The organism is Chitinophaga sp. CCNWYY40 (assembly GCF_037483205.1).
GTDB classification, from domain to species: Bacteria; Bacteroidota; Bacteroidia; order Chitinophagales; family Chitinophagaceae; genus Chitinophaga; species Chitinophaga ginsengisegetis.
In genome coordinates, this window is record NZ_JBBHLF010000005.1 from 519,209 (window position 1) to 544,486 (window position 25,278).

The window sequence follows — 25,278 nt, forward strand, 5'->3', positions numbered from 1 at the left end:
GATACACCCTCTGTTATTTTTGCATCATGCGCATACAAAAAATCATCGCATTCCTTAACTTCATGGCATGTATTTACTCATACCCGGCCGGCATCACCTGCTAACAGATTTTCAGTTCAAATACCTGAACCGCCTGATCAAATGTAAACTGGAAGGCGAAAAAGACGTGTATGGCCAACCGTTAGCCACACAGGAAATAGAAGGCGTGATCTTCGCGGTTACCTCCGCCAATCATTTAGGCACCAAACGAAACCCGGTACCCTTCTATCTCCGTGCCATGATCATCCAGGAATTTTCCAACTCCCTGGATGTGCCGGTATATGTATACGGTATCGACGATGTAGGTGTAATCAATGATTTCACAGAATATACGGTAAAAACTATACGTCATTCCAGTGAAGGGATCCATTCCCTCACCCCGGCCAATACCCTCGTTATTTGCTCCACAGCGGTTAAGGATATGTACATTAAACATGGCTTTACCATACTGCCGGCAGAGTGGGACCCGGTAAGCAACCAGTTCACACAACCCATGCCCTGGGACATTGTAAAATTGGTTGCGCAAACCGGCGACTGGCGAAAAAATAAAACCATTCTCGACCAGATGCACCCGGCATCTTTCAAAATATGGTCGCTCTACAACGTAGGGGACAAGGTGCAGCATATCCTGAAAGATCCTATCATTGGCGCAGACGGCGATCTTACTGCCACCCGCGACTACAACGTATACGTGAAACAAATGGACGACATCGCCGCCCAGAAATACCGTGAAACGGCCCCCTACATCCAACCCGGCAACATCGGCGATATCGGCTGTGCCGTTGGTTCGTGGATAAAAATGGCCTGCGAAGACGATCGCCTGCATGAGTGCGACTTCTACGGTATCGAGGTATCCCGTCATTTGTATGATATCTGTCTTCAAAGAAAACATAACGGGGAATTCGCCAACCCCTCCGTATTCTTCTCACAAAAAAATGCGGTAACCAGCCTCGTATTTGAAGCCGGCAGCATGAATACTATTCATACGTCCTCGCTTACCCATGAAATAGAATCGTACGGCAGCCGGGAAGATCTGATCGCGTTTATACGTAACCGTTATAATGAACTGGTTCCCGGCGGTGTATGGATCAACCGGGATGTAGTAGGTCCTGAAAATAAAGAAGAAATCATTTTGCTCTGGCTCAATGACACCGACGGGGAAAATGATACCGCATTACCGGAAAATGCCGGCACGCAGGAACTGGCAACCTGGCTGGGAAAGCTGTCTACCAAAGCGCTGTTCAGTCAGTTCGCCAAAGACTTCCGGCATCATGAAGGGTTTCAGTTACCCTACGAATGGGTAACTATAGAAGGGCAAACCTATGCACAGCTATCGATGCAAAATGCGTGTGAATTCCTGTTCAAAAAAGATTACCACGATAACTGGCTCAGTGAAATGCATGAAACGTTTTGCTTCTGGAACTACGAAGACTGGAAAGCAGCCCTTGAAGAAGCGGGACTGCGGCTGGATAACTTATCTACCACCTGGCGCAACGAGTGGATTGTGAATAACAGGTTGGAAGGTAAGGTACAGTTGATGCGCCCGTGCAAAAATGGTGTACCTCTACCTATCCCTTTCCCTGTTTCGCATATGCTGCTTTTAGCAAGAAAATAATCTGTCACCGGGAAGTGGCTGTAAATCACTTTCCGGTACATCTCATAATCCATAGTCTTTCAGTGGAATTATTTATCCAGCAATGTTTGTTGCCTTTGCCAGGGCATGAATAAAAAAAGTGTCAATAATAATGTTAAGATGGGGACATACCTTCATTAAGAGTATTTGCTGCAAAAATAACCCATGGAGAGATAAACGGGGTTGTGAAAAGGAAAGAATTTATTGTTAATATCAAAGAAATAAGAAAGCCGGAGTATGAGTACTCCGGCTATTACCTAAACCTACAACTGTTACACTGTTAGTAACATATCTTTAATTCGAATGAATTTCATTTAAAGGCACTTCTTCATAAGAGGCCACCATACGCTGCCTGATGTAACGTTTGGTAGATAACCTGCCCATTCCCAGCTTCGCCATACCCATATCTACAATCATATACACCACCGGCACCACGATCAGGGTGAGGAACATGGAGCTCATCAAACCTCCGATGATAGCCCACGCCAAACCATTTTTAATGGAGCCCACACCGCCTGTTGCCAATGCAATAGGCAGCATACCGATTACCATCGCAATGGTGGTCATCAGGATAGGACGCAAACGTGCGTGGTTGGCATGGATCAGCGCCTGGTAAGTGCTTTGGCCCTGCTCTTTCATCTGGTTGGTAAAATCCACCAGGATGATCGCATTCTTCGCCACCAGACCGATCAGCATAATGATACCCATGATGGTAAAGATGTTCAGCGTATTATTGGTGAGTGCCAGTGCCAGTAACGCACCGATGATCGCCAGCGGAATAGAGAACAATACCACAAAAGGATAGATGTAGTTGTCGTACAATGCCACCATGATGAGGTACACCAGTACAATGGAAATCAGCAATGCCGCGCCCATCGTACCAAAGGAGTCGCCCTGGTTTTCCGCATCACCGCCAAAAATATAACTGATGCCGGTTGGCTTGTCCATTTTTGCCAGCTTGTCGGAAAACTCCTGCGTAACGGTACCGGAAGGACGACCCATTACCTGCGCCTGCACAGATACAGAAGTGTTTTTATCCCTTCTTTCCAGGTGGCTTGGTCCGGAGCCTTCTGTTATCACTGCAAACTGCGACAGCTTGATCAGCTGACCTTTATCGTTAATGAACTGTATATTGGATACGTCTTCCAGGTTCTTACGGTTGAAATCATCAAAACGGATGTTGATATCGTACTCATAATCACCCTGACGGAACTTTACTTTAGAGTCATCAGCTGTACCACTGAAAGCGGTTTGCATGGTACCACCCACGGCATCAAGCGTGAGGCCCAGGGCGGCCATCTTATCCCTGTCTACCTGCACATTAATTTCCGGGTTACCATCTTCTACCGACAGCTTCACTTCTGTAGCACCGCTGATAGTTTTGAGTGTATCCATCGCTCTTTTGGCATAATTCATTACGCTGTCGAGCTCTGTACCCATTACCACCAGCTCTACCGGCGCCCGCTCTGCAGTACCCAGGATACTTACGTCCGTGGTTTTTACTTTCACACCAGGTAAGATACCTTTCAGTTCTTTTTTGATCTTGGCGGCGTAGATATCGGAAGCATCCACGCGGTGTTCCGGATCTACCAGCATGACGGTGATCTCTGCTTTATAAGCGGTCGACTGCGCGTTACCAAAACCATCTTCACTGGTTTGACCAACGGTAGTGATCAAACGGGTAACTTCCTGTTTTTTATTGAGATATTTTTCTGCGGTGCGGGTAGCCAGGTTGGTTTGTTCTACAGACGCATCCTTTGGCATTTCCAGCATTACGATGAACTGTCCGCGGTCGCCTTTAGGAATAAACTCTCCACCGATGTAGCCTTTACCTACCAGCATGAAAGAGGCAATCAATAAACCGACAGCAACAGCTATGGTAATCCTTTTATGACCCAGTGCCCATTTCAGGATGCTGGTCATCCAGTTGGTAAACTTCTGCAGCTGCGCTTCAAACCAGAGAATGAATTTCTCAAAAATATTCTTACCGGTAATATGTTCCAGCTTACCAAAGCGGGAGGATAACAGCGGCACAATCATAAAGGACGACAACAAACTAAGCATCGTGGAAATCATTACCACCACGCAAAACTCACGCAGGATCTTTGATACCAGCTCATTCGTTAAAGAGATGGGCAGGAACACCACCACAATTACCAACGTAATGGAGGTAACGGTGAAGCCTATCTCTTTTACACCGTCGAACGCCGCACGGACACGGTTCTTACCCATTTCCATATGCCGGTAAATATTTTCCAGCACCACAATCGCATCATCCACAAGGATACCTACCACCAGCGACAAGCCCAACAGCGACATGAGGTTGAGCGAGAAGCCCATCAATTTCATACCGATGAATGTAGCGATGAGGGAAGCCGGGATGGAGATCATTACAAACAACGCACTGCGGATACTGTGCAGGAACAACAGCATTACAACCGCCACCAGCACTACGGCCAGGATAAGGTCATGTATTACTGAGTCGGCAGATTCCAGCGTAAAGTCGGAGGAATCATTTGCTACCAGCATCTTCAGATCGTTCGCAGCATAATCTTTTTCAATTTTGCTGATCGCCTTCTTCATCTCTTCACTCACAGTTACCGCGTTGGCATCCGTTTGTTTCTGCACCTGCAGGGCAATCGCGCTAACACCGTCTACACGGGCAATACGATCCACATCTTTCTGCGCATCCTGCACATCAGCAACATCTATCAACCGCACCTGTGTACCATCTTCGGTTGTTTTCAGCACCAGGTTACGCAGCTGGTCAACGTTTTTATATTTACCTGCCAAACGGATCAGGATCTGTTCATTGGCCGTTTTTACCTTACCGGTTGGGAAGTCCAGGTTGGCGTTGGTAATCAGCTGGCGCAGTTGCAGAATAGATAAGTTGAAAGCCTGTAATTTCTTTGGATCTACATTTACCTGTATTTCGCGCTCCTGGCCACCAATCAGTGATACCTGGGCCACACCCGGTAACCGGGATAATAAAGGCTGCAGTTTTTTATCTACCAGGTCATAAAACTGTTTGTCGTCCATTTTAGCGGTGGCAGACAATGTCATGATCGGAAGGTCTTCCAGGGAGAATTTGTTGAGAGATGGCGGCTTGGCATCTCCCGGCAGATCTGACAGGATAGCGTTTACTTTGCGCTGTGCATCCTGCAGGGCAATATCCACATCGGCATCGTTGTTCAGCTCAACGGTAATAACAGAAAGACTTTCAGAAGATTTGGAAATAATCTTTTTGATCTTTTCCATAGATGCTACCGCATCTTCTATCTTCTTGGTGATGGTACTTTCCACCTCGTTAGGGGAGGCGCCGGGATACACCGTAGAAATAGTCACGATCGGGGAGCTGAACTTTGGCAGCAGCTCGTAGTTCAGCGATTTATAACTCATCACGCCCAGGAGGGTGAGGATGGTAAACACCACCACTACTATCGTAGGTCGCTTAATTGATACTTCAGTAATCTTCATGTTGCAAAAATTTGGTCAAACACCAGATACATTTTCCTCGCTTACTTTTTGCCGTTCTGAGCCACTACAACAGCGCCTTCAGTCAGGTTGATCTGGCCGCTGGTAATCACGGTATCGCCTTCGTTTAGCCCTTCCCGTATTTCCACCTGGTCGCCAACGATGCGGCCGGCAACTACTTTGCGTTTCCTTGCCACATTACCATCCATTATATAAACAGTGTTGCTGTTTACGCCGCCTACAAATGCGGTGCGTGCAATGAAAATTGTTTTAGCCGCATTGGGGTCCACGAAATGCGCAGTACCATACATTCCTGCTTTCAGGTCCTTTCCGTCGATATTGCGCACTTCCATTTCTACCGGGTAGTTGAGGGAGTTATCGCCTTTTGCAGCTATAAAGGTGATGGTGCCTTCATACTGGGTTTCAGGGAACACGTTGGAAGTAACCTGTACTTTCTGACCGGTTTTAAGTGTTACCACTTGTCCTTCCGGCACAGATACCGCCAGTTTCAGCCTGGATACATCCACGATATCGAACATCTTATTGCCTACAGAGAGGTAAGCGCCCTGTTCTATATATTTTTTATTGATAATTCCGGAGATAGGTGCTTTCACATACGTATCGCTTACACGGCGGCTGGCCGCTTCATAGCGCGTTTTTGCGATGTCGTACTGCAGGCGGGCATCATCCATTTGTTTCTGGGTAACGCCACCTGTCTGGAACGCACTTTCGTATCTTTCCTTATCTACTTTCAGCTGGTTGAGGTTAGCTTTTGCAGATTCGAGGTCGGTGTTTAAAAGCTGACCATCAATGTAAGCAATGGGTTGTCCCTGTCTTACCACGCTGCCTTCATCAACCAGCAGTTTGGTGATACGGCCGGCAGTTTCAGCGAGGTACGACAGTTCGCGTACCGGCTCAAAGTTACCATTGGCCAGGAAGCCCTGGGAGAAATCATTGCGGGATACTTTCTGTACCAGCACCGGGATGTCGCCGATATTGCTTTGTTTTACGAATTCTGTTTTAGCCTCGTTCGCTTTTTTGTTAGCGCCAAGTTTCCACATGATCAGTACTACTGCACCTATTGTCACCAAGCCCCAGATTATAAACTTTTTCATCTGCAAAATAGTTTGTGTGTTCTATCGTTATTTTCGTTTATACGTTTAGTTTAGGAGGTCTTTTAAACTTCCTTTACTTTTTATGATCTCCAGCTCTGCCAGCTTGTATTGCAGCAGGGCTTCGTTATAACTGTTTTGTGCATCTGCCAGGGAGGTTTCTGCGTTCAGCAGATCCGTTAAACCAGCCAGGCCGAGTTTGTAGTTATTCTGTGTGGAATAATACACTTCATTGGCGAGGTCCATGTTTTCCTTTTGCGTGGTGATGGTAGATAAGTTGCTACGCACCATCAGCTTGGCATTTTCGTAATCTGTGTTGAGGGTGAGCTCTGTATCTTCCAGTTGTTTGCCCAGCTGACGCAGGGTTACGTTAGCCTGACTAACTTTGGAGCGGCGGCCGAAACCATCGAAGATGGGCACTTTCAGCGTTAAGCCGATAGCTGCTGCACCAAACCAGCTGGTAGAATTGGAAGGGTCTTTTGAGAAAGCGAATTGCTGGCTCATCCCGTTATAAGAATATCTTCCGAACAACGACAGCGACGGATAATTCTCTGCCTGGTAAGCTTTTTTCTGGAACAACTGCAGCTCTTCCTGTTTCTTCAGTAATTTATATTCCGTTCTGTTGGCAAGATTGATATCATCATATTGTAACACGCCTGCAGCTTTGTTTTCAATGTCTTTCAGGGAAGCCGGCGGCAACAGGAAAGTAGATTGCAGCGGCATACCCATTACCCGTTTCAGGTTGTTGGTTTGCGTTGCATATTGATTCAGCAGCTGGGTGCGTTGCGTCATGTTGTTAATGAGGTTCACTTTGATACGGTCCAGGTCAATTTTCTTTGCCAGGCCGTTATCGAATTGTGATTTAGTGGCGCTTACCAGCTGTGTGAGCTTTTCAATATTACTGTTGATGGTAATAATTTTCTCTTGTGTTACCAGCAACTGGTAATAGAGTTGTGATACATTATAGATCACATTCTCCTCGGATTGTTGGGTTTGCAGCACGTAATACTGTTCGCCGGCCTTGGAGGCTTTCAAACCGGTAAACACTGCCTGATTAAAGATCTGCTGGCTCAGTTCTGCGCCTACAGTAGCATTGTACTTCACCCCAAAAGCCACCAGTATGGAGCTATCCGGTTTACCAAATACAGCACCGGGGATGAGCGATTTCTGCAACATCAGGTTGTCTGTATAAGAGGCGTTACCATTCAGTTGTGGTAAAGCCTGGGAGCGGACTTCCTGGGTTTTGTATTTGCCCATTTCTTCGTCCATTTTGGTTTTGGCCAATTGTTTATTATTGTTCAATGCAAACTTCAGCGCTTCCTGTAAGGTCAGCTGCGTTTGGGCATAGCCGTTATATACCCCTATCCCCATGAGGAGGACAAGCGTTAACTTTAATCGCTTCATAAAATAAATCTTAGCGTAGTAGTTTTATTCTTCTTCTTTTATTTGCAGGTACTGGTTTACCAGTTTATGTCCCCGGATGGTGGCGATTCCCAATATAAAGTGGGCGGTTACCTGTTCCATTACCTCATGCATTTCAAACTGATCTGCGGGGTATTGCTCCGGGTCAAAAGCTGCCTCCAGCTGCAGCTGGCGCATGCGTGCTACAATATCTATATGAAGGTTCTGGCGGTATAGGCCCTCCGCCATTCCTCTTTTTAAATTCTTCTTGATGTTACAGAGCATGCTGTCCGACTTAAAACTCTCGATACTGCGCCAGGTATCCGGATGGTATTTCTGGATTTCATGCAGCATCACCGGGTTCAGGGTTTTAGCCATATTGGTGATGTACTTCATGTTGCGCACCAGTTCTTCGATGGCGTTGTCTGTGGTTTGCAGACATTCACGGAAGTAGTTAATATGGTTCGTCAGCAGTTGCTGCATCCCTTCGTCTATCAGCGCCTGTTTGTCTACGAAATGCTCGTATACTGTTTTTTTGGAGATCCCGCAGTCGCGGGCAATATCAAACATAGTAACCCCTTTCACACCGTACGTTCTGAACATCTTCAGTGCTGTTTCCAGTATCCTTTCTCTCACCACCATGATTTCCGTTTAAGCTTTTATTCCGTTTATGAAAATTTCGAGTAGTTGTTTTTGTTTCTCTATCACCTCGTCCATCATTTCTTCATTCAGATCCATATCTTCCCGGATATGATCCGGTACGGAAAAGCGCAGTCCCATAGTGGCCAGTACCAGCAGTTCTGCGGTTTGTGCAGGATCTTTTACTTTAAATTCTCCTGAAGCAATACCTGCTTTAATGATGGCTGTATGGATATTGAATTCCCGTTGTTTTGCCTTCTTCTTTTCTTCGAGAAAGAGTGCAGAGTTATCTTGTAGTATCTTAAATATTTCCAGCCGGCAAAATTTGCTGATAAAATCTTTCCGGAGATCTATGATATTATATAATGCTTTGGCTGCCGATTTTACGTGTACCGCTTCCTTTTCCATCTGCTGGAAATAGGCTTCCGCAATTCTTTCCAGCACAGCAACGTGCATAGCTTTTTTGTCGGGGTAATAATAATACAGCGATGCTTTAGAGCAGTGAAGATCATCTGCTATTTCGTTCATCGTTGTTTTAGAAGCGCCATAGTGAGTAAAACGCTTCAGAGCCGCCTCCAGGATCTTATCCCTCATTTCATCTTTAGCTTCTGTGTGCATTAACTTTTTGACTTTTTTAGTTTCAAGGTCAAAATTAGGAAGTTTTTCTGAAATAGTAACCGAAGTTGTCCTTTTAACATCCATTTAACTTTTCGAAGAGAAAAGTCAGAAAGTCAGAAACGAGGGTGGTTAGTTGCGGGAAATGCAGTAGGGTGGCTCGTATAGGGATATTGACCACACGAAACTATGCTGGTTTTTTGTGATTTTTTCAGGGAGATGTAAAAGAAAAGGGAGATGATAACGGTTCATCCGTTACCATCTCCCTTCTTATTAAGATAAAGACTATGCTTATTTCAATTTTTCGAGCGCGGCCTGCAGCTTCTCAAACATCGCAGGGATCTCTTCTTTCACGCAGGTACCTACGCTGAGGCGGTACCATGGAGAGTTTTTAGCAGATCCGAAAGCATAGAACGGCACCAGGGCTATTTTAGCTTCATTAAGAATGTAGGAGGTTACAGCAGCCTGATCTGCGAGCGCAGTGCCATCTGCCGTTTGTTTGCCTACCAGGTCAAATTTAACGGTAAGATAGATCGCCGCCTGCGGAGCAATGGCTTCCACTTTATGACCGGCAGTTTTCAGTTTATCGAAGCCTTCGTAGATTTTCACCAGTCTTTCTTCGATTTCACCTTTAAAGTGCTGCAGGTATTTATCCACATTTTCTTTCTGTACCAGGTAGCGGGCAGCAGCTTTCTGTTCTGCCATCGGGCTCCAGGCGCCAACATGGGAAAGAATGGATTTCATTTTACCGATAACATGTGCGGGTCCTAACGCCCAGCCAACTCTAACGCCGGTAGCAGCAAAGGCTTTACTCATACCGTCGATGAAGATGGTATAATCCTTCATTTCCGGACGGAGGGTAACCGGGTTGTGGTGGTGTGTTTCACCAAAGGTGAGCACCCAGTACATCTGGTCAAACATTACATAGAGGGGCTTTTCATCGGCGCCTCTGCTTTTGTTTTCGGCCAGTACCAGGTCGCAGATTTCTTCCAGCTGTTGTTTACCGAAAGCGGTACCGGTTGGGTTCTGCGGGGAGCAGAGGGCCAGGAGGGTAGCGCCTTTCAGGAGCGGCTTCAGTTCTGCAGCCGTAGGCATGAAAAAGTTCTCTGGTTTGGTTTCCAGCACTACGTGTTCCGCTTCCAGGAAGTGGGTATAGTGGTTGTTATTCCATGATGGAGTGGCGTAAACTATTTTTTCGCCACGGTCAACAATGGTTCTGAAAGTAGCATAAATGATAGGACGACCGCCACAGGAAATAACGATTTCCTTTGCAGGATCGTAGGAAAGCCCCTCACGCTCAGCTATAAAACCACCTACTGCCTGTCTTAACTCCGCGATACCATCTGCAGGAGGATAATTGGTCAGGTGCTCCTTATAGGCTGTTATGATTTCCTGTTCAAATTCAACCGGGATAGGAAATACCTTCGGGTCAAAATCGCCAATCGTGAAGTTGTATATCTTCTCACCCTTGGCCTGCTTCTCCTTTATTTCAGCTGCTAACTTAATGATTTCGGATCCAATCAACGTTTCGGCTAAATGAGACAGTTTCATAACCTGCTTTTTTTTGTTGGTTTGTAATAATTTTTCAGCGCGGCAAAAGTAACCGATTTGAAGATAATTTAAAAGAATAGGGAAATTCTTTTCACTTCCGTTAATAAATAGCACTTGTTATTGCATCTCATCTAACCAAGAGGGGCTTTTTTATTCTTTCCGTTTAGTATTATACTAAAAAGAAATATATGAATGACTGCAAATCGTTGTGTAAAACCACGTTATCTTAGTGTATAAGATGTGATGAAATTAGGGAGAACGACAAAACTTTCTATCTTTGTTTACAGTACATTTGACCTTTTATGTGAGGTGCCGGGAGAAAATCAGGGCAGCATGCCCCTAAGGTTACCCTTCAACAAAAAATGATAAGCAAACTTATATAAACCATGAAATTTATTGTTTCTTCCTCTACTTTATTAAAACAATTACAACAGATCAGCGGGGTTATCAATTCAAACACAGTATTGCCGATACTGGAGGATTTTATGTTCCTGATTGACAAAAACGAACTGACTGTAGTTGCAACTGACCTGGAAACTGTTATGCGGGTGAAGCTGGAGGTGGAAGCCAAGGAAAGCGGTCGGATCTGTATCCCGGCGAAGATCCTGATGGATTCCCTCAAAAATCTGCCCGACCAGCCGCTGACTTTCCACATTGACCTGAACTCCTACGCAGTGGAAATCACTTCAGACAATGGTAAATATAAAGTGATGGGGGAAAACCCGGAAAACTTCCCGAAAGAACCGGCTGCAGATGATACCACCTCCTTCACAATGGCTGCTACCGGCCTGGTTACCGCCATCAATAAAACCCTGTTTGCCGTGAGCAACGATGACCTGCGCCCTGCCATGACAGGCGTGTTCTTCGAACTGGCTCCGGACAGCCTTACCTTTGTTGCCACCGATGCACATCGACTGGTGAAATATGTAAGAACAGACGTAAAATGCCCGCAGGCAGACAGCTTCATCGTACCTAAAAAACCGCTGAACCTGCTGAAATCAGCCCTGCCTGATAACGAAACTGAAATTAAAGTAGCTTATAGCCAAAACCACTTCTTCGTGCAGCACGAAGGCGCACAAATGATCTGCCGCCTTATTGATGCCCGTTTCCCTGACTATAAGGTAGTAATACCAAAAGATAATCCTTACCGCCTCACCGTGGTAAAAAGCGATTTCCAGAACGCCTTAAAACGCGTAGGTGTATTCGCCAATAAAAGCACTAACCAGGTAGCTTTAAGCATCACCGGCAGCGAACTCCAGTTATCTGCACAGGATGTGGATTTCTCCTTTGAAGGTAACGAACGCATGAACTGCCAGTATACCGGCGATGATATGCAGATTGCTTTTAATGCGAAATTCCTCATTGAAATGCTGAATGCTGCTGAAGGAGATGAAATTTCCATCGACCTCGCTACTGCCACCAAAGCAGGTATTCTCAGACCTTCTGAAAAAGAAGAAAATGAAGACCTCCTCATGCTGGTAATGCCGCTCATGCTGAACAACTAACCGCAGTTGTTAGCTAAATGCTAAAAAGATAAATACTTATAGCTAAAAACTTATACATAAAGCAATCTCTGACAAAGAGGTTGCTTTTTTCTTTGCCTGTGGCCCAAAAGACACCTTTTTATATTCCCCAAATAGTTGTAATTTTTATCCGGAATCAGTGGTTGGAACACACCCGAAGGTTCAGGACAGTAACGCAAGGGTAATAACAGTAACGCATATATGTTTACTGTGTATTACAGTTAAGATCACATCCCCATATCATATCCACTGCAGAGATTTTGTTGGCCTGGTTAAGGAGAACCACACAGCACAGCATAAGAGACCGTTATATATATTTTACCATCATATGGTAAGTTTTTTTGAAAATATTCCGTCAGTATACCGTACTGCTATCCTGGTCAGCGGACTATTGCTGTTATGGATCATTGAGGGCATGGCGCCCCGGTTCCGTTTTGGCAGCAACCGCTACCGGCATGCCGGTACCAATCTCTTTTTTACATTAACCACGGTGATTGTAAATACAGGGCTGGCATTCCTTATTGTGAAGGCTTCCCGGTGGACCAGCACCCAGCAGTTCGGCATCCTGTACCTGAAGCAGTTGCCGCTGTGGCTCCATACTATACTGGCACTATTACTGCTGGATTTTATAGGGGCCTGGCTCATACATTGGGTACAGCACAAAACCGCCTGGATGTGGCAATTCCATAAAATTCATCACATAGATACACAGATAGACGCCACCACTGCCCTGAGACACCACCCGGTGGAAAGCCTGCTGAGAGTAATAGCCCTCTTTACTGCTATTATGATTCTCGGAGTGCCCTTCTGGATGATCATGTTATACCAGAGCCTATCGGCATTTATGTCGCAGTTCAATCACGCCAACATCCATCTGCCCAAATGGTTGGATAATGCGCTTAGCTGGGTCATTGTATCGCCGGATATGCATAAGGTGCATCATAGTCATTACCAGCCTGAAACAGACGCTAATTATGCCAATATATTTTCTATATGGGATCGCCTCTTCGGCACTTTTGTAAAAGTACCGGATACACTGGCGATCAGATACGGACTGGATGAATACCAGGACGCCCGCTACCAGGAAATAGGATCCCTGTTAAAAGTGCCCTGGGAACACGATAGGGTGATGAAGGAAAAAATCAGTAGTCAACATAAATAAATACCTATTTGCAAATAATTATTCCTTCACCTGTTTTTTAAATTCGAATATATATGCAACACTCAACAGCATTAACAAAAACAGCCTGTATATCAGCGCTCATCATTGGTGTACTGTCGGCAGCTTTCGCTTTCAGTACCCACACACCTTCCTATGCAGTTACCGCCGGCTCAGTAGCCATAGTAATAGGTCTTGTTTCCCTGTATATAGGAAGAAAAAATATTGACGATATGCAGCTCGCTGCTGCCGGCGTATTTATGGCGGTAGTAGCCTGCCTGGTAGGACTCTGGCAGCTATATAATTAATTGCTTCTATGGTATTTTTCCACGTAGCCTTCGGCGGCTTTTACCGGAAACAATACAAGCGAAGTATCTGACAGCTCTTTTATAATTGTTGTATCCACAATAGTGGAGGTATCTTTTACGCCTTCGGAGTGATTCCACAACAGCAAGGTGTCATGTGTCAGTAACCATTTTTCGTATACCAGTGTGTACATGTTAATGGATCTGGCAGTTCCGTTCTTTCTTAGCTGGAAACCCTGTGTTTCCTTGTCCAGGCCCGCTACGGGCTGTATCCACTTTCCTATGAGCTTAGCTGCATCAATATGCAGCGTATCCGCAACAGCAGCAATGCTGTCAGTAATGCCGGCATTACTGCTGTCTGCGATAATACTAACCAGGCTGCTATCATCCTGTAATTCTTCCTTCTCCACCTCCTTCTTACTCTCCTTACAGGCAACCGCCAGTATCAATAAACACATTAAACTGAATCGTACCATAATTTAAAAATACACAATTCATCATTTGTAATGTAATTTTTAAATATTTCCATTACTTTTACATCTACACTTTAGGGGTGTTTATCCAATTAACTTAAAAGGATAAACTGAGATGATACCCTCAGTACCTGAAGCAGTTCATACTGCCGTAGGGAAAAGTAACTGAACCTTTCTCATCTTTCCACATCCTTAAAGTTTATTGTTTCACTTAAATTCCAATTAACATGGAAGTGCATGTAAACAATAAACTTTATGCGGTGCAGCCGGGAACTACCATCGCTGCACTCTTACAGTTTATTCAGATCTCTGCTCAAAAAGGCATTGCAGTGGCCGTCAACAACCAGGTGATACCAAAAAACTCCTGGGAAAACCAACCACTATCTGCAGCCGATAATATTACTATTATCCGGGCTACCCAGGGCGGCTAAACCCTGTATTTCATTTTTCGTATAGTCTTTTCCGTGATCATCATTACGGAACCGGCATTTCTATCTCTAAAAAAACCAGATATCATGCATAATCAGCCCGTGGCACTCAGCCGCACACCCTTTCCTGCCTCAGAGAAAATATATGTGGACGGAACCATCCACCCCGTGAAAGTAGCCATGCGCAAAATAACGCTCACGGATACACGTATTCATGGAAAAAACGGCGATGCCGTTCCCAATGCACCGGTAGTAGTATACGATACCAGCGGCGCCTTTTCAGATCCGAACATTCATATTGATGTAGCTACCGGCATTCCGCGCATCCGTGAAACATGGATCAACGACCGGAAAGACGTGGAACAACTCCCGGAATACACCAGCCCGTTTGTAAGAGAACTGCTGATGAAAGAAGGCGGGAAGATGCCGCTCATGAGCCACACACATAAACCCCTGCGTGCGAAACCCGGGCAAAATGTAACCCAGTTGTACTACGCACAACAGGGCATCATTACACCCGAAATGGAATACATCGCCATCCGGGAAAATCAATGTGCTGATCAGCTGTTTGAACAAAACAACGCCCTCTGGCACCAACATAAAGGTCAGAGCTTTGGCGCCAATACACCCGTGAAATTCATTACACCTGAATTTGTACGCCAGGAAATTGCCGCCGGCAGAGCCATCATCCCCGCAAACATTAATCACCCGGAAAGCGAACCCATGATCATTGGCCGCAACTTCCTCGTGAAAATAAATGCCAACATCGGCAACTCTGCAGTTACCTCCAGTATAGAAGAAGAAGTGGAAAAAGCAGTGTGGTCCTGCCGTTGGGGCGCAGATACCATTATGGACCTGAGCACCGGCAAAAATATCCACGAAACCAGGGAATGGATTATCCGCAATTCGCCGGTGCCCATCGGTACCGTACCCATTTACCAGGCACTGGAAAAAGTAAATGGAAAAGCAGAAGCCCTTACGTGGGAAATTTTCCGTGATACGCTCATAGAACAGGCAGAGCAAGGTGTTGACTACTTCACTATCCACGCAGGCGTACTGTTGAGATATATACCGTTAACGGCTAAACGCGTAACCGGTATCGTTTCCCGCGGAGGCTCCATCATGGCTAAATGGTGCCTGGCACACCACAAGGAAAATTTCCTGTACACGCATTTCGAAGAAATCTGTGAAATCATGAAAGCCTATGATGTTTCCTTTTCCCTGGGAGATGGATTACGCCCAGGCAGTATTGCCGATGCTAACGATGCCGCACAGTTTGCGGAACTCGAAACCCTCGGCGAACTCACCAAAATAGCATGGAAACATTCCGTACAGGTGATGATTGAAGGACCCGGCCACGTACCGATGCACCTCATCAAAACCAATATGGATAAGCAATTGGAACACTGCCATGAAGCGCCCTTCTATACACTGGGACCTTTAACTACCGACATTGCACCAGGCTATGATCATATCACTTCCGGGATAGGCGCCGCTATGATAGGCTGGTTTGGTTGTGCCATGCTGTGTTATGTAACACCTAAAGAACATCTTGGATTACCAAATAAAGAAGATGTACGGCAGGGTGTAATCACCTACAAGATCGCCGCTCATGCCGCCGACCTGGCAAAAGGCCACCCGGGCGCGCAACACAGAGACAATGCACTTAGCAAGGCTCGCTTTGAATTCCGCTGGGAAGATCAGTTCAATCTTGCGCTTGATCCGGAAACCGCCCGTTCTTATCACGACGAAACATTGCCTGCAGACGGCGCCAAAGTAGCGCACTTCTGCTCTATGTGCGGACCCAATTTCTGCTCCATGAAAATCACACAGGAAGTACGTGATTTTGCCGCGCAAAAAGGGTTGGAAGAAGAGGACGCCATGACCGCCGGCATGAGGGAAAAAGCCGCCGCCTTTGCTGAACAGGGAGGAGAAATCTACCTGTAAGTATCGCCGCATTAAAAACTAAATGCTAAAATAGTTGATCTGGATTATCACATCACCTGAACGGATACACGAAGAAGTGGATATCATTGCGGCCTTATTGGCAGCAGGGGTGGAGCGTGTGCTGTTAAGAAAGCCCGGATGGTCAACAGCGCAGTACACTGCGTTGCTGGATAAGCTTCCGCCGGAATGCTACAGCCGTATTCTTATCCGCGATCATGGCGCGCTGGCGGCACGGCATGGCCTTGCAGGCGTGCACTGGAGCGGTGAAGGGATGCACCGGTTATTATCGGGTGCTGTTGCCGGTAACGGAAAAACGGCGCCGGTTACCGGTAAAACGGAACAGCCAACCCGTTATCTATCTCCGGAAAATTTCAAAGAAAACAGCACAGGTATTCATTCAACAGATGGTATAACGTTAACGGACAAACGCTTTCAGGCATTGTTATTAAGCCCGGTCTTTAACAGTATCTCCAAACCTGGCTATCATGGCCGGCTGGAAGGAAGGCTTCCTGATAAAAACAACCGGCAGGTACTCGCTTTGGGTGGTGTAGATCATACCAATATACATTTATTAAGAAACTGGCATTTTGATGGCGCAGCTTTGCTGGGAGCCATCTGGAAAACACCGGCGCAGGCCGTGGAAAATTACTACCGTATACAGCAGCTATGGAACAAGAGCGACCTTACGTGATGAGCTTTGCCGGTCTGGATCCCAGTGGGGGCGCAGGTTTGCTGGCAGATATCAAAACATTTGAACAACACAGGGTAAACGGCATGGGCGTTTGCACGGCGATTACCGTGCAAACACCGGAACAGTTTGTATCAGTGGAGTGGATACCGGTAACGCATATACTGGCGCAAGCGAAGCCATTGCTATGCAATATGCGTTTGCAATATTGTAAAATCGGTATCATGCCGGATATACAATCCTTGCTTGAACTGGTAAGACAGGCAAAACAATTATCGCCCGGTATACGCATTGTCGTGGACCCGGTATTGAAAGCATCGGCAGGCTTTTCTTTTCACGGCAGCATTCACCAGCAGGCGTGGAAGGAGCTGCTGTCGGAGATTTACCTGTTAACGCCCAACTACGATGAGGCATTGCTGTTAACGGGACTTACCGATGGCGAAGCTGCGGCCCGGCAATTATCTGCGGGTTGTGCTGTGCTGTTGAAGGGAGGTCATCATAAAAATAAGCCGGGATATGATATGCTGTATACCGGCGATGTAATCCATACTTTCCCCCCGGTACTGAAAGAAGTATTTCCCAAACACGGTTCGGGCTGTGTGCTGTCCGCCGCCATCACCGCGGGTTTGGCACGGGGTTTTTCACTACAGGAAGCATGCGCTAACGGTAAAGTATATACGGAAAAATTATTAGCCAGTCATTCATCATTAACAGGATACCATCACATATGATCAGCAACTTACATTACATATCGCAATCATCACATACCGATAATATACTCGCCGCCTGCGATGCCGGCTGCAAATGGATCCAGCTTCGTATCAAAAATGAATCACCAGCCACGGTGTTGCCGGTGGCGGAAGCAGTGAAAAAGATCTGCGATCGCTACCAGGCATCTCTTATCATCAACGACTATCCACAGATTGCAGTAGCAGTAGCAGCAGCGGGCGTACACGTAGGCAAACTGGATATGACAGTGGCCGCCGCCCGCTCTATTACCGGCGATAAGATGATTGTTGGCGGCACCGCGAATACGCTTGCAGATATCCTGCAACACGTACAGGATGGCGCCAGTTACGTAGGTGTAGGCCCATACCGGTTTACTACCACCAAGCAAAATCTCAGCCCCATACTGGGGTTGAGTGGCTATCAATCTATCCTGCAATCTTTAAAAGAAAAAAATATAGGCATTCCCGTTATTGCCATTGGCGGTATACTGCCGGAAGATATCCCCGCATTGATGGAAACCGGTATTCACGGTATTGCAGTGAGCGGACTGATTACCCATGCAACAGATAAACAGGCCGTTGTGAGCCAGATTCATCACCAGTTAAAACAATTATCTACATGGAGCCATTAATTATTGCCGGCAGGGAGTTTTACTCCCGCCTGTTTACCGGTACCGGGAAATTTTCTTCTCCCGAAGTGATGGAAAGTGCGCTGCTGGCCTCTGGCAGTGAACTGGTTACCGTAGCGCTGAAACGGGTGGAGATGGATAATAAAGCAGATGATATGCTGCGGCACCTGTCGCATTCAAGAATGCACCTGCTTCCCAATACCTCCGGGGTACGTACCGCCAAAGAAGCCGTATATGCGGCACAGTTAGCCCGCGAAGCACTGGAAACAAACTGGATAAAATTAGAAATCCACCCTGATCCCCGCTACCTGATGCCCGACCCCGTGGAAACATTGCTGGCGGCGGAAGAGCTGGTGAAACTGGGATTCGTGGTACTCCCGTATGTACATGCGGATCCCGTATTATGTAAGCGATTGGAAGACGTGGGCACTGCTGCAGTAATGCCTCTTGGCGCTCCTATTGGCAGCAATAAGGGATTGAAAACCTTCGATTTCCTGGAAATCATCATTGCGCAAAGCAACATACCGGTGATTGTGGATGCAGGTATTGGCAGTCCTTCCCATGCTGCGCAGGCGATGGAAATGGGCGCCAGTGCGGTGCTGGTGAACACGGCGATTGCCGTGGCCCGCAACCCGGTGCAAATGGCCGCCGCCTTCAAAGCAGGCGTGGAGGCCGGGCGCATGGCCTATGAAGCTGGCTTACCTGTCAGCAGTCAGCACGCAGTGGCCTCCAGCCCGTTGATCGCATTTCTCGATGAAGCATAATTATTTTATCATCTTATTAATCCTTCCGTATGTTTAAAAGCATATTTGATCAGTATGAATGGAATGAGGTAAAAGCCGGTATCTATGCTAAAACAGCCAGGGATGTGGAACAGGCCCTGCATAACCAGCGCCGTTCACTGGAAGATTTTGCTGCACTTATTTCTCCGGCAGCAGCGCCCTACCTTGCCGAAATGGCGGCAATGAGCCAGGCGCTTACCCGGCAACGGTTTGGTAACACCATGCAGTTGTATATCCCGATGTATTTATCGAACGAATGCCAGAATATCTGCACCTATTGCGGCTTCAGTCTCGACAATAAGATCAGGCGGAAAACACTGAGCCCGGCGGAAATGCTGCTGGAAACAGCTGCCATCAAGGAAATGGGGTTTGAGCACGTTTTGCTGGTAACGGGAGAAGCAAACCAGCTGGTAAGCACAGACTATTTTAAGAAGACATTACAACTGCTCCGGCCGCACTTCGCCAATATTTCGATGGAAGTACAACCGATGGATGAACAGGATTACCGGGAACTGGCGGAGCTGGGACTACATGCCGTATTGGTATACCAGGAAACTTACCACCAGGACGACTATAAAAAACATCATCCTAAAGGGCGGAAATCCAACTTCGACTACCGGCTGGAAACACCCGACCGGCTGGGACGTGCCGGCATTCATAAAATGGGACTGGGCGTGCTGATAGGACTGGAGGACTGGCGTACCGACAGTTTCTTTACGGCGCTGCACCTCGCCTACCTGGAGAAAAAATACTGGCAAACAAAATACAGTATTTCTTTCCCCCGGCTGCGGCCATTCTCCGGCGGACTAACCCCCAAAGTAGTGATGAACGACCGGGAGCTGGTACAGCTGATCTGCGCCTACCGGCTATTTAACCAGGAAGTGGAACTTAGCATTTCTACCCGGGAAGAGGAGAAATTCAGGAATAACATTGTACATCTGGGTATTACGGCCATGAGTGCCGCCTCGAAAACAAATCCGGGTGGTTATGTGGTAGATCAGCAGTCGCTGGAACAGTTTGAAATATCTGACGACAGGAGCGCTGCCGCTATTGCAGACATGCTGAAAAAACAAGGATTTGAGCCGGTTTGGAAAGATTGGGATCCTGCTTTCTCCGGGGAAATAAAAAAGGTGGTTGGTTAGGCCACCTGATAGTTATTGTTGTTTTTCATGGGGAGGTTAAAAGTAATACAAGAGATACTTCTCTCAGTCCTGCCAAAGATAATGCAGGTCCTTTAATTCTTAAAGCTCCCTGTCAAACTGAACAAAATGAACAAGAATGAGCCTGTTGAACAGGAGCGCTGTTTATTCGTTGTTTTCGGGGTCTGATTTCAGAAAAATCCCTCATATCCACCGTATAAAAAAGGGCTGCTTCAAACGATGAGGAAGCAGCCCTGTACCGAAAATCCCGTAGTTGCCATATTACTTATCAATATAAGTATGATTGGAATTTCATGAATTCAAATGTAATATGGCAATCCTGAACAACCGCTTAATGTGTTGATTTGAACAAAAAGAACAGACAGTATACGTCTGCACAGAATGCTATTGGCTCACTACATTGCGGTAGCTCTTGATCGTATCGTGTGCTTCCTTAAGGTTCGCCTGCTGATTACCAATGATTTCCCTCATGCTGTAGGGCATGGCTACATCCATGCTCAGGGCATCGGCGTAGGCGCGCTGTACAGCATCTTCCCCGTACTCACAGGAGGAGAAAAGAGCATACCGGTCAGTACCCGTAAATGTGGTTTTTATGGCCATCCAGGTCCGGTATAGTTTTCCACTGACAGTGGTATCTGTTTCTGCATCTGCGCCCTGCGCTCTCAATAACAGGTTCAGTTCTCCTACATATTTTAAACTGTCGTTGATCATATGTTGAAACAGCGCTTTCACATCTGCGTCATCACTGGCATCCTGCGCTTGCTTGTATCCTTCTATCCGGTCATTATTGATTTTTACGAGATCGCTTAAAAGTGTGACCAACTTTTCCTCTTGTAACATGATCAAAAATTTATGGTTAAAAAAATAGTCTTATGATATAACTATTTTATTTCCAAAAATGCGTCCATACTGTAAAACCCTTTATCATGAAGTATTTGCGGATGGAGAGGCTGCTATTTTCCGTCCTTTTTTTTCTCGGATGGTGGAGAAGGTTCCACAATAGAGCGGCGTCAGCAATGCAAAATAGCTGTATACAAAGCAATTATCTTATTGGCATAAATTTTCTAGTATAATAAGCGAATCAAATCCTTAAGACATGAACAGCCTTCTTTATGTAATTGCCGTAATTCTCATTATAGGATGGATACTTGGATTCTTTGTTTATTCAGCCGGTGGTTTAATACACGCCTTACTTGTGCTGGCTATTATTACCATCCTTGTGAATATAATCAGGGGCAGGGCCTTATAGGATTACGCTGCACTTTATCCTTCCCTGTTTAATTGGTGATAACCATCAATTAAACAGGGAATTTTTATGTTTTCCAATCCCTACATTAAAATATACTTTACGTTTTTTAAAGCCGCTTTTCGCCGTACCATGCGTGTGCATAACAAATCCTTCATGCAGTGTAGCGATCTGAATGCAGGAGATTTCCTAACTTGCCGCCATGAAAAAATACCTGCTTTTTCTGATCCTCCCCATACTGGCGGGCATCTTCAGTTGCAGCTCCACCCGTAAAACCGGTGCTGCTGCCAGGGGCATAGGCCAGCTAAAATTTATCGGTGAATATATTGTTCCGTATAACCTTCCTTTCAATGGTACGGTAACCGGTGGTTTATCCGGTATTGACTATGACGCGGCTACCGGGCAGTATTATCTTATTTGTGACGACCGTTCCGCGCTGAACCCGGCGCGCTTTTATACCGCGCGGCTTTACTTCTCCGACAAATCATTTGACAGTGTAAAGTTTACCGCCGTTACCACTTTACTACAACCCAACGGGCAGCCCTATCCCGATACCAAAACCAATCCTTCCCTTACGCCCGACCCGGAGGCTATGCGGTACAACGCCAAAAAGCAACGGCTGGTATGGAGCAGCGAAGGAGAACGTATTGTAAACGAAAAAGATACTATTCTTACAAATCCGGGTATTTATGAAATCAGTATGAACGGGCAATACCTGGATTCATTTGCACTACCGTCGCAATTCAGGATGCATGCCACAGAGAACGGGCCTCGACGTAACGGCGTATTTGAGGGCCTGGGATTTACCCCCAATTATAAATACCTGTATGTGAGCCTGGAAGAACCCCGTTATGAAGATGGGCCGAGAGCTGAAGTGGGGCAGGGCGCTTATACCCGTATCCTGAAATTTGACAACAACACCCGTCAGCCGGTGGCCCAATATGCGTATAAACTGGAGCCGGTGGCGCATCCCGCCATTCCTGAAAATGCGTTTAAGGTAAATGGCATTTCCGATATCATGGTGCTGGACAATGATAAAATTTTAACTATTGAAAGATCGTTTTCCAGTGGTGTAAAGGATTGTACCATCAAGGTGTTTATCACCGACCTTAGTCGTGCTACTGGTATCAGTGGTATTAATTCCCTCCGGGAGGATACCCGCTTCAAGCCGGCTGCCAAAACATTGCTGCTGGACTTTGCAAGCCTGGGAAAATATATAGATAACATTGAAGGCGTTACTTTTGGTCCTGTTTTGCCTAACGGGCATCGAAGCCTGGTGTTTGTAGCAGATAATAATTTTTCTGATAAAGAAGAAAACCAGTTTTTCCTGTTCGAAGTTATCCCATAAAAACAATAACGACCATCTGTTGTTATGATCAGAAAAACCTGCAATATGAAACACTTGCCATTATTGTTACTGTTAGTAATCTTTGCTGCGTGTCAGGGTTCCGGTACAAAAACCGGCCAGTCGGATAGTGCAGCGGTAAACTCTCCTTCTGACACTGCGTCAGGGGTTACTTATTCAGGAACGTTGCCTTGTGCTGATTGTGAGGGTATTGTTACAGAGCTGACCCTGCAAAAACAACCGGATGATCATTTCACGCTGAAAGAAACCTACCAGGGGAAGAACCAGACCTTTAACAGTGAAGGCGTTTATACAATTGTGCATGGTACCCCGGCTGATCCGGCAGCTACCGTGATCCACCTGAATCCTAATAAAGACAAAAACCTCCAGCGCTATTACCAGCAGGTAAATGAAAATGAGCTGTTATTATTAGACTCCGATCAGAAAACGATACAAAGCGGGCGTAATTATACCCTGAAAAAGGTGCTTTAATATTCAAGGAATATAAAAGGAACGTGAGGAGCCGGTTTATTTTAAACCGGCTCCTCACGTTATATCAAAAAAGTCGCTTAAATTTAGCGGTGACCTGTGACCTTTTATCATTCTAACTTATTATGAATCGAATTCCGGGCTATCTGATTTTATGTTTATTCTTCTCTATACATGCCTATGGCAAAACACCGGCAGACAGTCTTCTGAAGGAGCTGAACAAGGTGATGGCGAAATCGGCTGTTTATGATTCCCTTAAAATCCGTGGGATTGACAGCATAAAACGCACCCGGCAGGCCGCCGGTAATGATCCGGCGCGCCAGTACCTTATTTGCAGACAGCTATATAATGCTTATAAGGTGTTCAACTTCGATTCCGCATTTACGTATGCCCAGCAGCTGCAGGTATTGGCCGACCAGTTGCATGACCCGGTATTATTAACGGACGCCCGGGTGAAGCTGGGATATGTTTTATTGTCGTCGGGTATGTTTACCGAAACCGCAGCTTTTATTAATACACTTGATCCCACCGGAGCCCCGGACAGTATCCGGGTGGAGTTTTTCCTGATGAAGAGCCGGTTGTATTTCGACCTGGCAGATTATAACCAGGATAAATATTATACCCCTACCTATATTAAAATAGCCAGTACATATGTAGATTCTGCCCTTCACCTGATGACACCCAACTCTGTTGCATATAAATACAACAAGGGGTTGCAGCTATTCAAGCTGGGGAACATTCCGGCAGCGCTGGCCATTTTCCCGGATCTGGACCAGCCAGACATTTCAGGGCGGCAATTGGCTATATTAGCCTGCACACTTGGGTCTATTTATGATGCAGCCGGCAATAAGGATACCGCTATTTGTTTGATGATCAGGTCGGCCATTGCGGATCTGCAGACTTCCACGAAAGAAACGATGGCCGCCTACAGCCTGGCCACCCTGCTTTTTGAAAAGGGCGATGTAAAGAATGCATCCCATTGTATTGAGCGGGCTATTTCGGAAGCCGTATTTTATGGCGCCCGGCAAAGAAAGGTAATGGTAAGTAGTATTTTACCAATTATTGAGCACGAACGGATCAATACCGCGGAAGAAAGAACCAGATCGCTGCTGATTTATGCCGCTATTGTAACCTTATTACTGGTGGCGCTGGTGATACTGGCCATCACCGTATTCCGGCAGGTACAAAAATTAAAAGCCGCGCAGCGCATTATTACCGCAGCCAATCTTAAACAACAGGAAATCAACAACCAGTTACTGGAAGCCAATAAAATTAAAGAGGAGTATGTGGGGTATTGCTTTAATATCAATGCTTCCTATATCGGTAAAATAGAAAAGCTAAAACAGAACCTGGAGCAGAAATTAACTGCCAATAAGCCTGCAGAGCTAAAATTTCTTGTAAATAATATCAATATCAGGCAGGAGAGGGAAGAACTTTTTACCAGCTTCGACCGGGTATTCCTTAAAATATTTCCACACTTTGTGGCCGAGTTCAATGCACTTTTTGATAAAGAGAACCAGGTGATCCTGAAAGAAAATGAACTGCTGAATACAGACATCCGGATTTTCGCCCTGATCCGTATCGGTATCAACGACAACGAAAAAATTGCCCGCATCCTGGAGTACTCCGTGAATACTATCTACGCCTATAAAACCAGGATCAAAAAGCGCGCGCTGATCCCAAGCGAAGAGTTCGAAGCCCATATTATGAACATTAAAGCCCTGTAAAAAGCGGGAAAAACTGTCTCATAACATTAATATATAAAATATTTATATACAATAATAACTGGCTGGTTATCAATATAATCCAAGATATAATTTTGGATTATTCGGCTTTATTTTCTATATTTTAACTGTAAAACTTGTTACCCTGCTGATTGATTTTTTACTTTGAATCAGTAGAATGATAAATA

The 25,278-nt window shown here is 45.9% G+C and carries 23 protein-coding genes and 1 riboswitch; of the genes, 15 read left to right on the forward strand and 8 right to left on the reverse strand.

Annotated elements, in window-relative coordinates:
- The first annotated feature begins 67 nt into the window (after window positions 1-67).
- Window positions 68-1,654: a transferase gene (locus V7S65_RS21130; RefSeq protein ID WP_336387718.1), complete on the forward strand. Its 1,587-nt coding sequence runs from the start codon at window positions 68-70 to the stop codon at window positions 1,652-1,654.
- A 312-nt stretch (window positions 1,655-1,966) separates the two neighbouring features.
- Here the strand turns inward: V7S65_RS21130 and V7S65_RS21135 are convergent, their stop codons facing one another.
- The 6 genes from V7S65_RS21135 to V7S65_RS21160 form a co-directional block, all read right to left on the reverse strand.
- Window positions 1,967-5,149 carry an efflux RND transporter permease subunit gene (locus V7S65_RS21135; protein ID WP_336387717.1) on the reverse strand — a complete coding sequence of 1,061 codons (3,183 nt, stop codon included), beginning with the start codon at window positions 5,147-5,149 and terminating at the stop codon, window positions 1,967-1,969.
- 41 nt (window positions 5,150-5,190) lie between these two features.
- Window positions 5,191-6,261, reverse strand: coding sequence for an efflux RND transporter periplasmic adaptor subunit (locus V7S65_RS21140; protein WP_336387716.1), 1,071 nt, complete (start codon window positions 6,259-6,261; stop codon window positions 5,191-5,193).
- 45 nt (window positions 6,262-6,306) lie between these two features.
- Window positions 6,307-7,662: a TolC family protein gene (locus V7S65_RS21145; protein ID WP_079471625.1), complete on the reverse strand. Its 1,356-nt coding sequence runs from the start codon at window positions 7,660-7,662 to the stop codon at window positions 6,307-6,309.
- 24 nt (window positions 7,663-7,686) lie between these two features.
- Window positions 7,687-8,301, reverse strand: coding sequence for a TetR/AcrR family transcriptional regulator (locus V7S65_RS21150; protein ID WP_336387715.1), 615 nt, complete (start codon window positions 8,299-8,301; stop codon window positions 7,687-7,689).
- Window positions 8,302-8,310: 9 nt separating this feature from the next.
- On the reverse strand, window positions 8,311-8,916 hold the full coding sequence (locus tag V7S65_RS21155; protein WP_159454387.1) for a TetR/AcrR family transcriptional regulator: 606 nt from the start codon (window positions 8,914-8,916) through the stop codon (window positions 8,311-8,313).
- A 288-nt stretch (window positions 8,917-9,204) separates the two neighbouring features.
- Complete coding sequence (locus V7S65_RS21160; RefSeq protein ID WP_079471793.1) at window positions 9,205-10,464, reverse strand: pyridoxal phosphate-dependent aminotransferase; 1,260 nt, start codon at window positions 10,462-10,464, stop codon at window positions 9,205-9,207.
- Window positions 10,465-10,850: 386 nt separating this feature from the next.
- Between V7S65_RS21160 and dnaN the strand changes: the two genes are divergently transcribed.
- From dnaN to V7S65_RS21175, 3 genes are all read left to right on the forward strand, one after another.
- Entirely contained in the window at window positions 10,851-11,969 is a 1,119-nt protein-coding gene (dnaN, locus tag V7S65_RS21165; RefSeq protein WP_079471622.1) for a DNA polymerase III subunit beta, read from the forward strand.
- Window positions 11,970-12,315: 346 nt separating this feature from the next.
- Entirely contained in the window at window positions 12,316-13,149 is an 834-nt protein-coding gene (locus V7S65_RS21170) for a sterol desaturase family protein (RefSeq protein WP_079471621.1), read from the forward strand.
- A gap of 53 nt (window positions 13,150-13,202) precedes the next feature.
- The gene (locus V7S65_RS21175) at window positions 13,203-13,454 is read left to right on the forward strand and encodes a hypothetical protein (RefSeq protein WP_079471620.1); all 252 of its coding nucleotides are present in this window, start codon (window positions 13,203-13,205) and stop codon (window positions 13,452-13,454) included.
- Here V7S65_RS21175 and V7S65_RS21180 read toward each other — a convergent pair.
- Window positions 13,451-13,927 (reverse strand): lipocalin family protein, encoded by a 477-nt coding sequence (locus V7S65_RS21180; protein WP_079471619.1) that lies wholly within the window; start codon window positions 13,925-13,927, stop codon window positions 13,451-13,453. The genes V7S65_RS21175 and V7S65_RS21180 overlap by 4 nt on opposite strands.
- Before the next feature lie 63 nt (window positions 13,928-13,990).
- A riboswitch (TPP riboswitch) is annotated at window positions 13,991-14,099 on the forward strand.
- A gap of 52 nt (window positions 14,100-14,151) precedes the next feature.
- Here V7S65_RS21180 and thiS point away from each other — a divergent pair.
- The 7 genes from thiS (at window position 14,152) to thiH (ending at window position 20,268) form a co-directional block, all read left to right on the forward strand.
- Complete coding sequence (thiS, locus tag V7S65_RS21185; RefSeq protein ID WP_336387714.1) at window positions 14,152-14,355, forward strand: sulfur carrier protein ThiS; 204 nt, start codon at window positions 14,152-14,154, stop codon at window positions 14,353-14,355.
- Between the two features lie 84 nt (window positions 14,356-14,439).
- The gene (thiC, locus tag V7S65_RS21190; RefSeq protein WP_111577147.1) at window positions 14,440-16,299 is read left to right on the forward strand and encodes a phosphomethylpyrimidine synthase ThiC; all 1,860 of its coding nucleotides are present in this window, start codon (window positions 14,440-14,442) and stop codon (window positions 16,297-16,299) included.
- 34 nt (window positions 16,300-16,333) lie between these two features.
- Window positions 16,334-16,990 carry a thiamine phosphate synthase gene (locus V7S65_RS21195; RefSeq protein WP_336387713.1) on the forward strand — a complete coding sequence of 219 codons (657 nt, stop codon included), beginning with the start codon at window positions 16,334-16,336 and terminating at the stop codon, window positions 16,988-16,990.
- Window positions 16,966-17,718: a hydroxymethylpyrimidine/phosphomethylpyrimidine kinase gene (locus V7S65_RS21200; RefSeq protein WP_336387712.1), complete on the forward strand. Its 753-nt coding sequence runs from the start codon at window positions 16,966-16,968 to the stop codon at window positions 17,716-17,718. The genes V7S65_RS21195 and V7S65_RS21200 overlap by 25 nt, the downstream gene beginning before the upstream one ends.
- Window positions 17,715-18,347, forward strand: a complete 633-nt coding sequence (locus V7S65_RS21205; RefSeq protein ID WP_336387711.1) for a thiamine phosphate synthase — start codon at window positions 17,715-17,717, stop codon at window positions 18,345-18,347. The genes V7S65_RS21200 and V7S65_RS21205 overlap by 4 nt, the downstream gene beginning before the upstream one ends.
- On the forward strand, window positions 18,335-19,108 hold the full coding sequence (locus tag V7S65_RS21210; RefSeq protein WP_079471613.1) for a thiazole synthase: 774 nt from the start codon (window positions 18,335-18,337) through the stop codon (window positions 19,106-19,108). Before V7S65_RS21205 ends, V7S65_RS21210 begins: the two co-directional genes overlap by 13 nt.
- Before the next feature lie 29 nt (window positions 19,109-19,137).
- Window positions 19,138-20,268, forward strand: coding sequence for a 2-iminoacetate synthase ThiH (gene thiH, locus V7S65_RS21215; RefSeq protein WP_111577152.1), 1,131 nt, complete (start codon window positions 19,138-19,140; stop codon window positions 20,266-20,268).
- Between the two features lie 402 nt (window positions 20,269-20,670).
- Here thiH and V7S65_RS21220 read toward each other — a convergent pair whose 3' ends face one another.
- On the reverse strand, window positions 20,671-21,126 hold the full coding sequence (locus V7S65_RS21220; RefSeq protein WP_079471611.1) for a ferritin-like domain-containing protein: 456 nt from the start codon (window positions 21,124-21,126) through the stop codon (window positions 20,671-20,673).
- 256 nt (window positions 21,127-21,382) lie between these two features.
- Here V7S65_RS21220 and V7S65_RS21225 point away from each other — a divergent pair, with 256 nt between their 5' ends.
- The 4 genes from V7S65_RS21225 (at window position 21,383) to V7S65_RS21240 (ending at window position 25,093) form a co-directional block, all read left to right on the forward strand.
- The gene (locus tag V7S65_RS21225) at window positions 21,383-21,535 is read left to right on the forward strand and encodes a lmo0937 family membrane protein (RefSeq protein ID WP_336387710.1); all 153 of its coding nucleotides are present in this window, start codon (window positions 21,383-21,385) and stop codon (window positions 21,533-21,535) included.
- 199 nt (window positions 21,536-21,734) lie between these two features.
- Window positions 21,735-22,880: an esterase-like activity of phytase family protein gene (locus tag V7S65_RS21230; RefSeq protein WP_336387709.1), complete on the forward strand. Its 1,146-nt coding sequence runs from the start codon at window positions 21,735-21,737 to the stop codon at window positions 22,878-22,880.
- Between the two features lie 45 nt (window positions 22,881-22,925).
- Window positions 22,926-23,369: a copper resistance protein NlpE gene (locus V7S65_RS21235; RefSeq protein WP_336387708.1), complete on the forward strand. Its 444-nt coding sequence runs from the start codon at window positions 22,926-22,928 to the stop codon at window positions 23,367-23,369.
- 122 nt (window positions 23,370-23,491) lie between these two features.
- Entirely contained in the window at window positions 23,492-25,093 is a 1,602-nt protein-coding gene (locus V7S65_RS21240; RefSeq protein WP_336387707.1) for a DUF6377 domain-containing protein, read from the forward strand.
- Window positions 25,094-25,278 lie beyond the last annotated feature (185 nt).

Bases quoted from the DNA above. Each gene is read 5' to 3' on its own strand.
- thiS (WP_336387714.1), top strand. From the start codon at position 14,152: ATGGAAGTGCATGTAAACAATAAACTTTATGCGGTGCAGCCGGGAACT.
- thiC (WP_111577147.1), top strand. From the start codon at position 14,440: ATGCATAATCAGCCCGTGGCACTCAGCCGCACACCCTTTCCTGCCTCA.
- V7S65_RS21210 (WP_079471613.1), top strand. From the start codon at position 18,335: ATGGAGCCATTAATTATTGCCGGCAGGGAGTTTTACTCCCGCCTGTTT.
- V7S65_RS21130 (WP_336387718.1), top strand. From the start codon at position 68: ATGTATTTACTCATACCCGGCCGGCATCACCTGCTAACAGATTTTCAG.
- V7S65_RS21170 (WP_079471621.1), top strand. From the start codon at position 12,316: ATGGTAAGTTTTTTTGAAAATATTCCGTCAGTATACCGTACTGCTATC.
- V7S65_RS21205 (WP_336387711.1), top strand. From the start codon at position 17,715: ATGATCAGCAACTTACATTACATATCGCAATCATCACATACCGATAAT.
- V7S65_RS21230 (WP_336387709.1), top strand. From the start codon at position 21,735: ATGAAAAAATACCTGCTTTTTCTGATCCTCCCCATACTGGCGGGCATC.
- dnaN (WP_079471622.1), top strand. From the start codon at position 10,851: ATGAAATTTATTGTTTCTTCCTCTACTTTATTAAAACAATTACAACAG.
- V7S65_RS21235 (WP_336387708.1), top strand. From the start codon at position 22,926: ATGAAACACTTGCCATTATTGTTACTGTTAGTAATCTTTGCTGCGTGT.
- V7S65_RS21225 (WP_336387710.1), top strand. From the start codon at position 21,383: ATGAACAGCCTTCTTTATGTAATTGCCGTAATTCTCATTATAGGATGG.
- V7S65_RS21180 (WP_079471619.1), bottom strand. From the start codon at position 13,927: ATGGTACGATTCAGTTTAATGTGTTTATTGATACTGGCGGTTGCCTGT.
- V7S65_RS21175 (WP_079471620.1), top strand. From the start codon at position 13,203: ATGCAACACTCAACAGCATTAACAAAAACAGCCTGTATATCAGCGCTC.
- V7S65_RS21140 (WP_336387716.1), bottom strand. From the start codon at position 6,261: ATGAAAAAGTTTATAATCTGGGGCTTGGTGACAATAGGTGCAGTAGTA.
- V7S65_RS21220 (WP_079471611.1), bottom strand. From the start codon at position 21,126: ATGTTACAAGAGGAAAAGTTGGTCACACTTTTAAGCGATCTCGTAAAA.
- V7S65_RS21135 (WP_336387717.1), bottom strand. From the start codon at position 5,149: ATGAAGATTACTGAAGTATCAATTAAGCGACCTACGATAGTAGTGGTG.
- V7S65_RS21150 (WP_336387715.1), bottom strand. From the start codon at position 8,301: ATGGTGGTGAGAGAAAGGATACTGGAAACAGCACTGAAGATGTTCAGA.
- V7S65_RS21240 (WP_336387707.1), top strand. From the start codon at position 23,492: ATGAATCGAATTCCGGGCTATCTGATTTTATGTTTATTCTTCTCTATA.
- V7S65_RS21160 (WP_079471793.1), bottom strand. From the start codon at position 10,464: ATGAAACTGTCTCATTTAGCCGAAACGTTGATTGGATCCGAAATCATT.
- V7S65_RS21200 (WP_336387712.1), top strand. From the start codon at position 16,966: ATGGAACAAGAGCGACCTTACGTGATGAGCTTTGCCGGTCTGGATCCC.
- thiH (WP_111577152.1), top strand. From the start codon at position 19,138: ATGTTTAAAAGCATATTTGATCAGTATGAATGGAATGAGGTAAAAGCC.
- V7S65_RS21155 (WP_159454387.1), bottom strand. From the start codon at position 8,916: ATGCACACAGAAGCTAAAGATGAAATGAGGGATAAGATCCTGGAGGCG.
- V7S65_RS21145 (WP_079471625.1), bottom strand. From the start codon at position 7,662: ATGAAGCGATTAAAGTTAACGCTTGTCCTCCTCATGGGGATAGGGGTA.